Annotated in this window: 14 protein-coding genes and 4 pseudogenes; 10 read left to right on the top strand and 8 right to left on the bottom strand. The window is 41.8% G+C overall.

All coding sequences use genetic code 11. The features are described 5' to 3' along the window. Positions 1 to 40 precede the first annotated feature (40 nt). Entirely contained in the window at positions 41 to 1312 is a 1272-nt protein-coding gene (locus tag WKK05_RS04120) for an FAD-binding oxidoreductase (RefSeq protein WP_341531017.1), read from the bottom strand. A 320-nt stretch (positions 1313 to 1632) separates the two neighbouring features. On the opposite strand from WKK05_RS04120, the gene WKK05_RS04115 reads away from it, so the two are divergent. Continuing rightward, positions 1633 to 2394, top strand: a complete 762-nt coding sequence (locus WKK05_RS04115; protein WP_341528516.1) for a TetR/AcrR family transcriptional regulator — start codon at positions 1633 to 1635, stop codon at positions 2392 to 2394. Between the two features lie 311 nt (positions 2395 to 2705). Here WKK05_RS04115 and WKK05_RS04110 read toward each other — a convergent pair. Beyond that, positions 2706 to 3768 (bottom strand): annotated as a pseudogene (locus WKK05_RS04110) (ISKra4 family transposase). A gap of 86 nt (positions 3769 to 3854) precedes the next feature. On the opposite strand from WKK05_RS04110, the pseudogene WKK05_RS04105 reads away from it, so the two are divergent. Continuing rightward, positions 3855 to 4230: pseudogene (locus WKK05_RS04105) on the top strand (hypothetical protein); the annotation flags it as partial. A gap of 21 nt (positions 4231 to 4251) precedes the next feature. After that, positions 4252 to 5387 (top strand): annotated as a pseudogene (locus WKK05_RS04100) (IS66 family transposase); the annotation flags it as partial. Positions 5388 to 5410: 23 nt separating this feature from the next. On the opposite strand, the gene WKK05_RS04095 reads toward WKK05_RS04100, so the two are convergent. Then, positions 5411 to 5617 carry a hypothetical protein gene (locus WKK05_RS04095; protein ID WP_341528515.1) on the bottom strand — a complete coding sequence of 69 codons (207 nt, stop codon included), beginning with the start codon at positions 5615 to 5617 and terminating at the stop codon, positions 5411 to 5413. Between the two features lie 287 nt (positions 5618 to 5904). On the opposite strand from WKK05_RS04095, the gene WKK05_RS04090 reads away from it, so the two are divergent. Next, on the top strand, positions 5905 to 6177 hold the full coding sequence (locus tag WKK05_RS04090) for a hypothetical protein (protein WP_341528514.1): 273 nt from the start codon (positions 5905 to 5907) through the stop codon (positions 6175 to 6177). A 12-nt stretch (positions 6178 to 6189) separates the two neighbouring features. Here the strand turns inward: WKK05_RS04090 and WKK05_RS04085 are convergent, their stop codons facing one another. The 4 genes from WKK05_RS04085 to WKK05_RS04070 are packed head-to-tail and all read right to left on the bottom strand — an operon-like array spanning position 6190 to position 7491. Further along, a complete protein-coding gene (locus WKK05_RS04085) occupies positions 6190 to 6732 on the bottom strand; it encodes a hypothetical protein (RefSeq protein WP_341528513.1) in 543 nt (180 codons plus the stop codon). Beyond that, on the bottom strand, positions 6710 to 6952 hold the full coding sequence (locus WKK05_RS04080) for a hypothetical protein (RefSeq protein WP_341528512.1): 243 nt from the start codon (positions 6950 to 6952) through the stop codon (positions 6710 to 6712). Before WKK05_RS04080 ends, WKK05_RS04085 begins: the two co-directional genes overlap by 23 nt. Positions 6953 to 6964: 12 nt before the next feature. Continuing rightward, a complete protein-coding gene (locus WKK05_RS04075; RefSeq protein WP_341528511.1) occupies positions 6965 to 7294 on the bottom strand; it encodes a hypothetical protein in 330 nt (109 codons plus the stop codon). Further along, a complete protein-coding gene (locus WKK05_RS04070; protein ID WP_341528510.1) occupies positions 7291 to 7491 on the bottom strand; it encodes a hypothetical protein in 201 nt (66 codons plus the stop codon). The genes WKK05_RS04075 and WKK05_RS04070 overlap by 4 nt, the downstream gene beginning before the upstream one ends. Before the next feature lie 113 nt (positions 7492 to 7604). Here WKK05_RS04070 and WKK05_RS04065 point away from each other — a divergent pair, with 113 nt between their 5' ends. Both WKK05_RS04065 and WKK05_RS04060 read left to right on the top strand, forming a co-directional pair. Then, on the top strand, positions 7605 to 7832 hold the full coding sequence (locus WKK05_RS04065; protein ID WP_341528509.1) for a hypothetical protein: 228 nt from the start codon (positions 7605 to 7607) through the stop codon (positions 7830 to 7832). A gap of 557 nt (positions 7833 to 8389) precedes the next feature. Then, positions 8390 to 8671 carry a DUF5785 family protein gene (locus tag WKK05_RS04060; RefSeq protein ID WP_341528508.1) on the top strand — a complete coding sequence of 94 codons (282 nt, stop codon included), beginning with the start codon at positions 8390 to 8392 and terminating at the stop codon, positions 8669 to 8671. A gap of 137 nt (positions 8672 to 8808) precedes the next feature. Here WKK05_RS04060 and WKK05_RS04055 read toward each other — a convergent pair whose 3' ends face one another. Further along, the gene (locus WKK05_RS04055; protein WP_341528507.1) at positions 8809 to 9933 is read right to left on the bottom strand and encodes a hypothetical protein; all 1125 of its coding nucleotides are present in this window, start codon (positions 9931 to 9933) and stop codon (positions 8809 to 8811) included. Between the two features lie 215 nt (positions 9934 to 10148). On the opposite strand from WKK05_RS04055, the gene WKK05_RS04050 reads away from it, so the two are divergent. The 4 genes and pseudogenes from WKK05_RS04050 to WKK05_RS04035 all read left to right on the top strand — a co-directional run. Continuing rightward, the gene (locus tag WKK05_RS04050; RefSeq protein WP_341528506.1) at positions 10149 to 10403 is read left to right on the top strand and encodes a hypothetical protein; all 255 of its coding nucleotides are present in this window, start codon (positions 10149 to 10151) and stop codon (positions 10401 to 10403) included. A gap of 553 nt (positions 10404 to 10956) precedes the next feature. Beyond that, positions 10957 to 11667 (top strand): hypothetical protein, encoded by a 711-nt coding sequence (locus tag WKK05_RS04045; RefSeq protein WP_341528505.1) that lies wholly within the window; start codon positions 10957 to 10959, stop codon positions 11665 to 11667. Between the two features lie 27 nt (positions 11668 to 11694). Beyond that, positions 11695 to 12561: a hypothetical protein gene (locus WKK05_RS04040; protein WP_341528504.1), complete on the top strand. Its 867-nt coding sequence runs from the start codon at positions 11695 to 11697 to the stop codon at positions 12559 to 12561. A gap of 63 nt (positions 12562 to 12624) precedes the next feature. Further along, positions 12625 to 13565 (top strand): annotated as a pseudogene (locus tag WKK05_RS04035) (transposase); the annotation flags it as partial. Between the last annotated feature and the right edge of the window lie 185 nt (positions 13566 to 13750).

Raw genomic sequence — 13750 nt, 5'->3', positions numbered from 1 at the left:
GTTATTAGACATCTTAAAGACCCATAAAAGCCAAGCTAGCTTAGGGTTTGATGTTCTGGTTGAGATGGAAAATGTTCTCAGGATCATAACGCTTCTTGATCTGCACCAAGCGATCATAGTTAGATCCGTAAGCTGCTGCGACGCGATCGCTCTCTTCTTCGGTCATGAAGTTCACATAGGTACCAGCAGAAGCATAGGTCGCAGAAGCTTGGAAAAACTCACGCGCCCACGCAATGCATTTCTCATCGTCTGCTGCATCATGCCATCGTCCATGCACATTAAGCACAAACTTCGCATCTCGATGATAATATGCCATAGCATCCGTCGAAACACGGTTGGATGCCCCAGCAATGAATCCTATGAAGATTTCGCATTCTTGAGAGGGTAACTTGCCTGCAAATTCCACGAGCGCATCTAATGCTCCATCGCCTAACTCTGTGAAATTATGAGATTTCCAGTAGTTCCTCGCACCCCTTGTCAGCAAGGGGTCAAATGCTTGCTGCCATTGTACGTATGGCTGAATACCAATATGTTCTCCATAAGCATCACCAAAACTACGCAGAGGTTCGATCAGTTTCTCACCCTCTACAATATCGCCTACATAAAAGACAGGTAGTACGACAACCTCTTTACCATGCACACTCTCAGGAAGAAAAGGCAGTGGTGGAGCCTTGCGAATAACTGCCCACACATTGAGTTCTTCGGGAGCTGATTCAACAAATTGGCGATACTTTGTCAGCACCTGTTTAGCTTGGCTAAATGGAAAAACAATCAACCCAGCTAATATTTCAGACCCCACAGGATGGAGATGGAATTCAAACTCAGTGATGATACCAAAGTTACCGCCGCCACCTCGAATCGCCCAGAAAAGGTCAGCGTTTTCGTTTTCGCTTGTTCGTATTTTATTCCCGTCTGCTGTGATTACTTCCGCAGAGATAAGATTGTCGATCGTCAGTCCGTACTTACGAGTCAACCAACCGAAACCGCCACCTAGAGTAAGACCTGCGATACCTGTCGTTGAATTAATTCCTACTGGAGTTGCTAACCCATGTATCTGTGCTGAAGAATCAAAATCACCAAGTGTTGCACCGGGTTCGACATACGCCCGCCTTTTCTGAGCATCTATACGGACGTTATTCATAGTTGAAAGATCGATCATTAGGCCATTATCACACACCGCATTCCCTGCTATGTTATGCCCAGCGCCCCTGATTGATATTTCCAGCCCGTTCTCTCGCGCAAATGCGATCGCCTGGGCAACGTCCGAGGTTTCTGCACATTGCACAATGACAGCAGGTCGCCGATCAATCATCGCATTCCAGATTTCGCGCACTTCGTCATAACGCGGCTCATCAGGAAGCACTACATAACCCTTCACATTGGTTTTCAGTGTTCCAAATTTCTCATCCAGCAGTATTGTCATGATATTTCTCCTTAGTATCTTTGCAAAAAGATGATGTATAAGTCAGTGATGCAATCTCTTCCCTTTCAGGTGGTATCAAAACTTTAAGCTATCCAGAGTTCTTTGTAGTTTTCCAATGATGTCGAATAAATGTGGTAATTTGATTTGTCTGTATAGACAGGTAATTTGACCTGATTGTGCTCAATTCTGGATTTTTTATACTGTTGGCAATGCCAACCACAATTGGAACTTTAAGTAAAAAGACGACCGTTCGTTTTTCACTTAACTATTTTGAGTATTACGACCGTTCGTGTTATTGTCAAGGTATGAGTAATATTTCGTCATTAAAAACCAGTTCAGAAGGTGGCGAGTCTCGTCCCTCAAAAGGTCAGACTAGTCGCGCCACTATTCTGTTGACTGCGGCAAAGTTAGTAACGATAAAGGGACTCAATGGCCTGTCACTTGGCGATCTAGCTGCTGAGGTTGGAATGAGCAAGAGTGGCCTATATGCGCACTTCAAAGACAAAGAAGAACTGGAATTGGCGACGATCGAAACGGCAGCAGTAATTTTTGATAATGAAGTACTTCAACCTGCCATGAAAGCACACGCAGGAACTGAGCGACTTAAGGCAGTGGCTAATTCGTTTTTTTCTCATCTTGAACGCAAGGTTTTTCCGGGTGGGTGTTTTTTTGCCGCAGTCGCAGCAGAACTAGACACACGCCCCGGCCCAGCGCGCGATCGCGTTGTCGAGGTGCTAGACAAGTGGCTTTCATTATTAAAGCAGTGTATCCTTGATGCACTGCTTCGCGGTGAGATAGATCCCAAAACAGATGTTGCTCAGGTAGTTTTTGAAATCGAAGCCATGCTTTTGGCTGCAAATTTCCTCTTTGTTATGAGGAATGACCCGATTTATCTGACCCAATCACGCAGGGGGATAGACAATATATTAGCCCGACTCGCAGTTAGTACGGTGGCGAAGAAGAAGCGTTAATTTTTCCTCCTGCTCCCTGCTCAAGACCCTGCAAAACGATGGATATTTTATTATTTGGAAGTCACTTACCTACCGAATGTGAGCAGATACGGCTCCTTTGCAATCGCCTTGCTCGAATATATTCTGACTCCCTGGAGGAGACAGTCAGAAATCTGTTGCAGTCGTTGGGGAAGTTGAATTGCACTTATCTTATTGCTGTGGAGGAGAAATTGTTAAGTGTATTGGAATCGGAATATAGCAATTAGATAAAGTTTTAAGTCGTTTTCGCTGGGAGCATATCAACTTTGTTAGAACAAAAGAACTAACAGCACTTAAAGCTTGTCATTAAGATAAGCACAGCGATGCATGAGGACTTGAGAGACATTAGATTCATTCCATTGTGCTCCAGAGATTTTTAATCGCCGATCTATCTGTTTAATAGTAGACTCGATAGCACTCCTATCCAATAGAACAAATATTTTCGGTTTGATAATAGTCATAGTTCACAATTCGATGTCGATGGGTTGACAAATACCGACAAAAGTTTTGAGCCGCTTTAGCTTTAAGTGGAGAGAAGAGAACGAGTGTTTCATCAACCTTTCCTTGCCAAAGAAAAGTTTCAGCAGCTTTGAGTTGTTTGAGAGAACCACCAACTTTATGTAGATTTTCAACAAGATGAAACCAATCTAAAATCTCGCGTCTTTCTCCAGGACAATTAAATTGTCGAATTATTTTCCAAATCCCAGGATGTCCATCACCTAAGCAAGTTAATGGGTCTGCCAACTGCTGTTGATTTACATAATCAATTAAAGCTTCATTTTCACCTAATCTAGCTACTTTTATTTCTTGGTTGATGCAGATGGCTTTATAGTCTTTCCAGATACATGGATCTCATGCATTTTTCAGTCCGAAGCCTCACCTTACCGCCATCTACACTAATTTCTTCGAGTTGTTGTCCACATTCTATTTCCGGAAATTCATACCGCTGAACTATTCTTTGTTGTGTGCTAGCAGAGAGCGATATACCAATATATTTATAAATATCTTTTGCTGTATTTTCATAAGAGACATTTGCACTGGCTCTCAAACAACATTCCTCTAAGTAAGGACTGATTTTTTGATGATTTTTTAGTTTTAACTTTCGCGCTTGTTTCTCACTGACTGGTAATTCTCCGAGAATACTTTTAATTATTTTTACTCTTCCCGATGAAGTTCCTGTTGCTTCTTTGAGAAAAAAACTCCTAATTCTGGCGTAATATACTCTAGAGTCTGTGCTCTGATTGTTTTTTCAATTCCAGTTAGACTCTCTAATTCTTCAGTTTCCGTTTCTTGATATAGAATTTCGGCTATGGCTTGTAGATGCTCCTGAAGTTTTTTCTGATTAGCTGGTTCCATTATTGGGTGGGGATTAATTTCTTCCCTTATTTTCGCTGATTCTGATTTCCACTTGCTAGTTCATATGTTCTAACAATTCTGAGATGCTCCCAGATACTAATGTATCAGGTCAAAGGCTAATTTCTTTAATATTATTAATCTCACTTGCATATACGGCTGCAACTATATCTGGTCAAAAAATTAAACGTATGGGTGTTCAAAAATATGTCGGTCGAATTAAAGAATCAGGGCGGACAATTCGCCGTCATAGCAGTTTTTATGTTGGATTATATGGTGGGTGAGACAGCGCTGCGGGAGGGTTTCCCTCCGCAGGCGACTGCGAACCCGAAGGGGTCTAACTGGGTCGATTTCATGGAAAATTCTTATGAATTGGTGGTTGAGTTAATGACACTAGCTCCTAATAAGCGCAAGTATTATCAACAAGGAGAAAGGGCTATGAGGCTTATTTTATCTGCATCCTAGCCCTTTTTGTCCCCCCGCAAGGGTCACAAAGCATTTGCTCCTCTTGCATTAAAAGTAGAAAAACAGTCAGTAGCGCAATTAGTGGAACATCCCATAGAAATAGTTAAGTACCAACGCCAAACCTGCGTGTGTGAGAGTTGTGGCAATGTACAAGCTGCCCAGTGGCCAGAAGATATCATTCCAGGACAAGATTTAGGGGTGAAATTACAGGCGTTTTTAGGATGGGCAAATAACTATGCACATATGCCCTATGAAAAACAGCAGGAAATGTTGTGGGAACTGGGGCAAATCGATATTGGGCTGGGGACGTTAGTTGCAACCAATGAACGAATAACTGGGGCAATTGAACCGAGCATCACTGAGTTAAGTAGTTGGTTAAAACAGACGCAGCCTAACATTCATGTGGATGAAACACCTTGCTTGGTCAGTCAAGGGAGTTAAAGAGTGGCTGTGGGTAGTTGCCAATTCTGAATTCTGCCTATTTACTGCGGCTGATACTCGTTCACGATCCGAGTTAGAAACAATTTTAGGCACTAAATATACAGGCGTACTCAGCAGCGATGATTTTAGCGTTTACAACGGCTATCAAGCTGTTGCTCAACAGAAATGTTTAGCACATCTACGCCGTCACTTCAAGAAATTAATTCAACTTCCAGGTCTTCACAACCAAGTTATTGGTAAAGCATTCGTTAATTTAATTGATGAAGCTTTTAGAAATTACGCTCTTCGGGTTTGAAACTCTTAATTCCAGCCTTTACAACGATTGGGTCAATGAATTCAAATTCAAGTTGCAATCCTCTATTGATCAATGGATTAACTTAGCCGGAGCAAAAGCCGGGCAGCTTTTACGTTCTTTGCGCGATAAAGCTCATCAATGGTGGTATTTCTTAGATAACCCTGAAGTGCCTCCTGATAACAATCAGGCTGAACGAGAGTCCTTCGGACACGCTTCGCGAACGCTGCGTTTAGCTGTCACCAAACGTAAAGTTAGTGGTGGTTCCCGTTCGATGGAGCGGTTTCAACATACTGCTAATTTGCTGACAGTGGTGCAGATTTGTCGCCGTCAAGGTAGGTCTGTCATTGATTTTTTTACACAAGCTCTAATTGCTGATTCTAGTAATTCTCTATCTCGCCCTTCTTTACTTCCTCAATATTAGACCTGAATCCTTACAAGTGTCCATCAGAACTCAAAAAAAATTTGATAACTTTTTCCTGATTCCTCCCACGCTTTATTTACCTGATTTAGTACCCATCTTGCATATCTCGGAGTTTTTTGCTGCCAGCGTTGTATTGTTCTTGTATCACGCTCGAAAAACGCTGCCAACAAGTTTATAATTTCGTAATCCTGGGATAACTCCCACTTATTTAAAAACTCTAATAAACTCATAATTTTTATTACTCCATCTTCTGTTGTCTTAGAGAGACAAAGTTCTAACAGCTATCTACTGTACTCATCTTAATAGTACTGTACTTTTACAGTCGTTAGTTATTCAAAAGAACTTAGCCTTTGAGGAGGTATAAAAAGTTCGTTAGCTAAGTCAAAGCTAATCCTGCCAATGATTTAAGTGCGGGAATATCAACAATGAAACGCTACTTCCTTGTTCTGAATTTGGCATTCTTGTTTAATTAAGTGGCTTTGTACAGTACTATAGTCAAACAAAGAAGTTCTTCCTTATGCCACGTAAAGGTTTTCAAAACGTCACATTAAGGGATTCAGTCATAGAGATACTAGACACTATCCCCGGTATCAGCAGACCAGAAAAATTAGAAAAAATCATCAGGAGTACAAACGATGCTTTGTTACGCGTCGGTTCACTTCCTGATGAGCCACCAGAGGCTGTTATTGAGTATGTACTTGAGCAAATTCCTACTTGGGAGCGAAATAAAGTCTTAGAATTAGCGATCGCATTGTTAAAATCGCTGCAATACAATGACCGCCCCTCTTGATCATCTTCTTCACTAAACTTTTCCCTTAATCAACTGCTCGATTTTCACCTGCCGTGTCCTTTTCTTTTCCAAAGCTTGAATTGCATATGTACCCACACCCAGCCCAATAGTTCCCCCACTGATGGCGTACATCGTGTTTCTTCCCAAAAACTTTACACCAAAATACCCAACGGCAATAGTAGCAGCTGCTCCAGTAATGCAAATAGCAATGATTTGTGGTCGCCGAGCCTGTCTTGAGCGTAGCCGAAAGGCGTAGTCGAGGTGTGGTCGTTTCATAAATAAATTTCTTGGTTTTGAATGAAGATGTGAAGTGGTGGCATAAGCACCCGCTATGGGTGATGGCAAAATATCTGCCAGAGGCGAGCGCATCAAGAGGAGATCACCGCTTGTTATTTCCCGTCTTTTTTTCGGTAGTTCATATTTAGTCAACAGGTTTGCAAAGTCGTAAATTGTTACTGTTGGTTGTGGCTCTGGTTCAATTTTTGGTAAAAGCTCTAGTACGATTTCAGGATGACTTAAACCGAGTGCATCTTTAATCTCCTGTTCTACGTTCATATCCCCCTGTTTGGTGCATTAATTGTTCCACATCATCAATCGCCTCTATTAACTCACCCAAAGTGTTCACAACATTGTTAAGAACCATATCATTCGAGGTTGAAAAGTCAGGTGAGCCTTGCAGCTGACGATAATCCTTACTACTCCCTACGAAGCGCAAAGTACATTGACAGCCTTGTAAGATAGCGCGAATTTCTGATGTTGACAGTTTCATTTCCATACAGCGACACCTCTAAAATTTGTCCTGGTGAATACTAAAGCTTGCTCCGATTAAAGCACTCCCCAAAAAAGCTGAAAAACTCACCAGCATTCCTCCGAGGCAGATGTTTTTTTGGTACTGCCAACCAGAGATAATGATGTTGGGATTGGCATTCATTTCGACAATTTCCATTCCCCAGCAAGCCATCGCTCCTACTCCCGAAAATCCAGTAGTCAGTAATGATACGATTGCTGCTGTTTCAACGGTGCGATCAATGAAAATTCTGGGGTTAAATCTTCGTTTAGTACGGCGGCGAAGAACTATTTTGCTAGAGGCTGATTGAATTCTTTGGCGTGTTCTCATGCTACGTCGTTTACCTCCACATAAATTCCTGAACCTGTATTCGTAATCTTCACTGTGTTGTTATTTATCAGTGTTTGAATCACAGCAATACTAAAATGGATGCTGCTGAGTCTTGCGCTACCCCCACAACGCTTTATATATTGCAGGCATAGAGAAGAGCTATCTTGTGTAGTGGGATGTGAGTTCTTTCTCGGCATAATGTCTTCTCCTTGTAATGTATAGTTCATGCAATTGCACTCTTGGGACACATTAAGTTAAATGCAAAGTACGCTAATCTAGAAAATGCCGTTGTAAGAAGTAGGTGGCTCTTATGACTTTCTCTCAATTACGGATAGGCGATTATTTTCGGATACCTGGAATGATTTCAGGATACGTATATAGAAAGGCTAATGAGTCTCAATGCAGTATCAATTCTGTATTACAGCCAATTAGATCCGAAATAGAGGTTAGACGACTGACTCCAACAGAGGTAATCAATCATTTTAGCCAAGAGCATGAAGAGTCTAACCAATTTAAAGATGTAGTAATTCGTCATTAAATCTACCTACTAGCACAAATCAAGATATAGTTTGGGTGGAATAAAGTTCCACTTTTTTGTTTCTAGCCATTGCATATCCCTGTTGATAAAGCTGTTGTTGTAACTCCCGTGCAATGCTATTCAAAAATATCCATTGCTTTAATCTAACTAAATTGTGAAAAACACTAGTTATTAATTCCCTAGTTATTATTAACAATTCTTGCACTAAGAATTTTATATAAGTCAGTAGCTTTTATACCAGTAACTCCTGGTTGAATTTCTGTTTTCAATTGCTTTAGTAGAAATTGAAATTCTATGTGGATAACATTGACTTCTATCTCAATCAAATCAGAGCTTGTCGATGTAATAACTGCCCAATCGGGTAAAGATTGAGGGATTTTGTTTGTATAAAGCTTTATAATTGTGTTTCTTGATTGAATTTGACTTTAATAAAATAACTAAGAGAATTCATTGCTTTTCTGAAGTAAAAACTAAGTCTAAAGATGGAAGGCTGGACTAGTGAGTAACTTTAGTTTAGGAAGTAAATATCTCAATCCCTGTTTAATCAGGTGAATCTTATGCCTAGTAAATCTAACAACAAACGCGAACATCGCGGCCCAGATAAAGGAGAGGCTTATGGAGTGGCAGCTGTCACTCAAGCACTAGCGGGTGTAGATTTTCCTGCTACTAAAGAAGAAATCCTCAGCACAGCAGGAACTGATGGAGAAATCCAATGGACAAAAGATAAAACAGTAGATTTAACTTCATTGCTCCAGGAAATAGACCAGGATGAGTTTGAAAATATGCCGGAGTTAGTCGAAGCCATCAGTCAAAAAGTTAGAGAGAAAGAACGTGCATAGAAAAAGTAATTCATAGGTGGGCAATATAGCGGTTTCTGATGGGAGCAAAGTACATTTTCAAGGCTATTAACCTTAGTAACTAAAACTTAGTGTATTTATTTGCTTAAGAAACGCTACAATAGCCCACTCCTATTTTCTTATGCCGCGACTAATTCCTCAGTCTGAGTCTCGAATTCTAGCATCCACTTCCACATCGGGATAGTACTAGTATCAGGCGTATCTATATTAGTAATAGGAGCTAATTCTGGACTTTTGTTAATACTGATAGGGATAAAATGTACTGTCTGATAATCATAGTTTATGCCCTCATCAATAATACCTTGTTCGACTTCCAAATAGCTCCCGAATAGAGAATCTAACTTTGGGGGTACTGTATTGTGTACCTGATGAAGTTTTCCTAATTCTAAACTTTCGATACTATCTTTCACATAACTAAATTTTGCATTAGCTTGACTCAGCCAATAATACGTGGCTGAGTCATTTTCCCAAAAGCAATCACTGTTACGGACTCTGAACACAATCCCCAGCTGTTCGTCACCCTTGTAAACATTGTAAGCAGTCTGAATATCAGTACGTCCCAGGTAGTGGAGCCGATAGTCATCTTGGGGCTGGCACAAGTCCACCGCACGAATCCCGTGGTAGTTGCAGTTGCCACAGCCAACTCCATTGCAGGTAGGGCAGATGGCGGCAGGTAAATTCCATTTGGGAATGCTGAAGTCCCATTCACCCAGGGGTTGCTGTGCTGTGATTATTTCTGTCGTATCGTCTGCTGATGCGGATTCTTCAGTAGCTGGCGATGGAGTGGTGGCAGGTAACAGAGCGAATAAAGTCCCCCGCTTGTAATGCCAGCAGATATCGTTGAAACACTTTTGCCACCAACCACGGCGGAATACTTCCTTGCCATTCACCATCACTACCCAACGCTGAGTCAAGTGATTGTCGTCGTAGGTGATAGTTGCAATCAACTTTGAAGCGCAATATATTTCGTGATCGTAAAAACTGATTTCCACAACTGTAAATTCTTCTGGTGCTACAGCTTGCGCTTGTGCTTCAATGTGAAGCTCTAGCTCAGCTTGGGCAATCGCTTGTTCATCGACTTTGTGGAGTTGGGAGGATTGGTGAGCGGTGATTGCGTTTATCCAGGCATCTTTGCAGCGTTTGTCTGTAACTTCAACGGTAGCACCAATCTGGCTGTAGATTTCTTTGAGCCGAGCTATGGACTTGAGTTGCAGCTGTTGTTGGGTATACGTTCCGTGTGTCATTATTATGGTTACTCCATCTGTAGAAGGTGGGAAATCTAAAAGGCGATCGCTTTGTTTTCCAGACTGTGGCGGTCGCTTTTTAATTTCACCTTATAAATACATTGTAATGCGTTTGCAGTGCAAAAACCAGGTTTGCATTACAAAAGTTTTCAATATTTTCAAGTAGAGATATACTTCGATCAAATAAATGCACTGCAACACAATACATGGAGATTATGAAACTTGATGCACAGGTAAGTTTCCGTACTAGCGGCGAAATCAAGGCAAAAATAGAAAGCCTTGCCAGAGAAGCTGGTAAGAAACCATCACAGATAATTAATGAACTGTTGGCAAGGGCTTTAGAGAGCTTGGAACAGTCGCAAAAGCAAGATGAAGCACTTAGCCTAGAAACGATGCGTCAAACGCTTTTACTTGTGGAACAACGCATGAATAAATTGGAGCAAGAATTGGAGGGAAAATTAGCAGCCTGAGAGAAGAAAATGAATCTCTCAGGCAACAACGTGATCTCGTCTTGCGAATAATGAAAGAAAGCCCGCCTCCGTCAACTGACAAGGCGGGTTAACTTTTCTTAAACCACAATGCATTATAAATGAATACAATGCATTATAATCCAATTAGCAATTTCTTCCGTATATTCTGGCTGGGAGGTGCTTATTCATCTCAATAGAGGTTCTTTTATCCTTGTAGCAACAGGATATAAGATTGGCAAAAGACTTTATCTTATGAGCTAAAGAATTCAGTATTGCTTGGTGAATAGTTAAAAATTAATCCCCGCTAATAGCCTGGAAAACTTAGAGCGGGGATGCCCAAATGATCATCGGTTAAGACTATGGACAATCAAATAATATCAAATTTTATTAAATTATGCACAGTAGCCAATTACCTTATTGGCCATCAAATAATTCTATTGCATAAGGGCGGAAATACTTTCCTTGGTGAAATACAGGCAGGGCAAGAAGAAACCTTGCGTCAGCCTAGCACACTTTTAAGCACCTCTCCTACCGCTGAAAATAGGAGAGAGCGATGCTGACACAAAAAAGCGAACAAACACCACCACTCGATTACAGTAGTCTCAACAGCAGCATACTCGATACCTTAGCCGCCATTGATCGATTCGAGTGGCAGGCAATAGAAGAATTGCAGATGATGCCAGATAATCGCTATTTTAAGGATGCTGGGTACACCAGTTTTGAAAGTTATTGCGAAAAGGAACTTACCAGATATGGTGGTTACCGTCGTGTAAGAGATTTACTTGCAGCTTCTAAAGTGGTTGACACTCTGCCACAGTCGCTTAGAGAAAAAATTACCAAACCTTCTCAAACTCGCCCATTACTCCGGCTAGTCAAAACTCCCGACAAGTTACAGGAAGTCGTAGCGATCGCCGCCAAAGAAAAACCCTTCCCCACTGCCGCAGATTTCGCCAAAGCAGTCCAGAAGGTTGTACTAAAATGCACGTCGGACACTAATAAAACCAATACCACAACACAGGAAAAACCCAAAACGCAATTGTGTCAATCAGTCAAGATTTCATCACAATCTCATCCCCGTTACGGTGAATCCGGGGTAATTGAGGCAGACGCACCAAACACTTCACAGCAGATTGTCACTTTTAGCGATGGCGAAAGACTGCTGGTAAACAATCGTGATTTGACTGATGAAAATGACACAATTGTGTCATTTTCCACGGAGCGCAGATACCCCCAAGAATACGCCGAAGTGATTGCTGAACTTTAAGATCAGCACAGACGGGAGCTAGAGCGCTTGGAGCAGGAGTTGAGGATTGGTCTGCAAACAGAAGCCAACACCAGAGCCGAAGCACAAATAAGAGAACAACTTGAATCATCCCAAAAACTGTATCAGCAGCAGAAGTCAGAGAACATCAAGTTACAGCAGCGCCTAGACGAAATGGAGGGGTTACGCCAGCTAGAACTGGAGAATCAGCGATTGCAGCAACGTATTCAGGAATTAGAAAACGCTGTAGAACAACGTCTTACCCAACAGTGGGGGAACACCATGACGGCTCAAGCAACCAAGGCACTGAACAAGCAGGTGAAACAGGCACTGGAGAAAACTATTGATCTGCGATCGCTGGCTGTTGAACCACCCAAAGAGAATGCCCAGGAATGCTTACGGCTCATGGGTATGGCTTTGAAGAATCTCGCCAGCGCGATGAACAACACCCAAGCACTCGAAGCAGCGGCGATAATCCTGGGGAGTAGTCCAACTCCAGAGGCGATCGCTTATCGAGCCGAACAATTGGAAATGTTGCCCCAGGCAGTTAGCGATATTAGGCAGGTGTTGTCCAAGCCTGGGTGTACATGGCAGGAGTTTTGGAGCGTTGCCCAAGAATATGAGGTGATTAAATCGGATTACTGGGCAGAACTTACCACCCAGGAAAAAGAGTCAATCAAAACTCTGGAAAACTCATCCACTGAACCCCGCACGATTGGCATCGGTTCTATTGTCGCGCACGCTGACCCGTACCGTACTTTGTATTTGCAGAGGGGCGAAGTTGTAGAGGAGATGGGGGATAAAGTAGTTGTCGCCTGGGAGCATTGGCGCAATGAGTTGAAAAAGACTGAAACTTATTCCAGGGACGAGTTGCGATTCTGGCAACCGCATACCTGAGCAGGTGAGGTTTTGGCTAGAACACCGATTCAGTAATAGGGGAACAGAAGAGAAATCAACTGAACTTTTCCTTTACTGTTTGAAGTATACAAGCCACGAGAAAAATTAAAGCCAGGAGATAAATATCTTACCAAGCCTCAAATTGGGGCAATGCTAATAAGAAAGCTACAGTTGATGGGTTTCAAATTCAACTTAGTACTGGCAGACAGTTTATATGGGGAGAGCGGTACAAATTTTATATCTGTATTAGATGAGCTAGATTTAAATTATCTAGTTGCAATTCGCTCAAACCATTCTGTAGACCTGGGTAAGGGGCAGTACACTCAATACTTAAAGTGGCAGAGATTTAAACGAGTATTCTCTGATCTGGACAGTGAAAATCGGTTCATTAGAGAAATAATTCATGGAAAACGTGAAGAACATAGATATTGGCAAATTACCACAGATACTGAAACATTACCTGGAAACTCGACCTGGTATGTCATGAGTAAATTTCCAGATATTACACCAAGAGATGTTGGGAATTTTTATGGGTTAAGAACTTGGGTTGAATATGGCTTAAAGCAAAGTAAAAACGAATTAGGTTGGGCGGATTATCGTTTTACTCGCTATGAGGATATTGAGCGATGGTGAGCCAGCGCGGTCTTGGGGGTTTCCCCCATGAGCGACTGGCGAACCCGAAGGGTGGGAGATTGTATGTAGTGCCTACTTGTTAGTTAGTCTTCATTCAGAACAGATACGTCCATCTCCTCCTAAACCTCAATCACAATTTGCTTCTCATCCCTGGTGGGATAACGGTAAAGGCTGGAAGAATATTTTGAACAATCTGCGTTTAATTATTCAACATGCATGTTTTATTCAACCTCATATATCCCTGGTTAACAGTCTTTCCTATTCCTCAACTGTCTTTGGGTTTTTCTCAACTTCAATCCATTGTTTATAGGCTAACTTCTCCAATTTTTCTATTCCTGGCTCACCCCGAATTCTATTTTTCTTCCGCCTAAAGTGACACAAGAGGGATATTTGTGCAACTTGTCCGGTAAGGGAACGTTGTACTAATTCTAAAACTGGGCGCAGTGTTTCCATTCATCCTGATTACTGAATCGGTGTTCTAAGCTAATGAGCATTTAAGTTGCATAAAATAGGGTTCAAGCCCTTACTACAAGCAAATCAGTCTGGAAAAATGAGT

Origin of the sequence: Nostoc sp. UHCC 0302 (genome assembly GCF_038096175.1) — a bacterium.
Taxonomy (GTDB): Bacteria; Cyanobacteriota; Cyanobacteriia; order Cyanobacteriales; family Nostocaceae; genus UHCC-0302.
Note: the sequence above shows the minus strand (reverse complement) of the source record. Positions and strands in the feature narration are given on the sequence as shown.

Excerpts from the sequence above, each read along its gene's own strand:
- WKK05_RS04120 (WP_341531017.1), bottom strand. The coding sequence starts at position 1,312 with ATGATTGATCGGCGACCTGCTGTCATTGTGCAATGTGCAGAAACCTCG.
- WKK05_RS04115 (WP_341528516.1), top strand. The coding sequence starts at position 1,633 with ATGCCAACCACAATTGGAACTTTAAGTAAAAAGACGACCGTTCGTTTT.
- WKK05_RS04095 (WP_341528515.1), bottom strand. The coding sequence starts at position 5,617 with ATGAGTTTATTAGAGTTTTTAAATAAGTGGGAGTTATCCCAGGATTAC.
- WKK05_RS04090 (WP_341528514.1), top strand. The coding sequence starts at position 5,905 with ATGCCACGTAAAGGTTTTCAAAACGTCACATTAAGGGATTCAGTCATA.
- WKK05_RS04085 (WP_341528513.1), bottom strand. The coding sequence starts at position 6,732 with ATGAACGTAGAACAGGAGATTAAAGATGCACTCGGTTTAAGTCATCCT.
- WKK05_RS04080 (WP_341528512.1), bottom strand. The coding sequence starts at position 6,952 with ATGGAAATGAAACTGTCAACATCAGAAATTCGCGCTATCTTACAAGGC.
- WKK05_RS04075 (WP_341528511.1), bottom strand. The coding sequence starts at position 7,294 with ATGAGAACACGCCAAAGAATTCAATCAGCCTCTAGCAAAATAGTTCTT.
- WKK05_RS04070 (WP_341528510.1), bottom strand. The coding sequence starts at position 7,491 with ATGCCGAGAAAGAACTCACATCCCACTACACAAGATAGCTCTTCTCTA.
- WKK05_RS04065 (WP_341528509.1), top strand. The coding sequence starts at position 7,605 with ATGACTTTCTCTCAATTACGGATAGGCGATTATTTTCGGATACCTGGA.
- WKK05_RS04060 (WP_341528508.1), top strand. The coding sequence starts at position 8,390 with ATGCCTAGTAAATCTAACAACAAACGCGAACATCGCGGCCCAGATAAA.
- WKK05_RS04055 (WP_341528507.1), bottom strand. The coding sequence starts at position 9,933 with ATGACACACGGAACGTATACCCAACAACAGCTGCAACTCAAGTCCATA.
- WKK05_RS04050 (WP_341528506.1), top strand. The coding sequence starts at position 10,149 with ATGAAACTTGATGCACAGGTAAGTTTCCGTACTAGCGGCGAAATCAAG.
- WKK05_RS04045 (WP_341528505.1), top strand. The coding sequence starts at position 10,957 with ATGCTGACACAAAAAAGCGAACAAACACCACCACTCGATTACAGTAGT.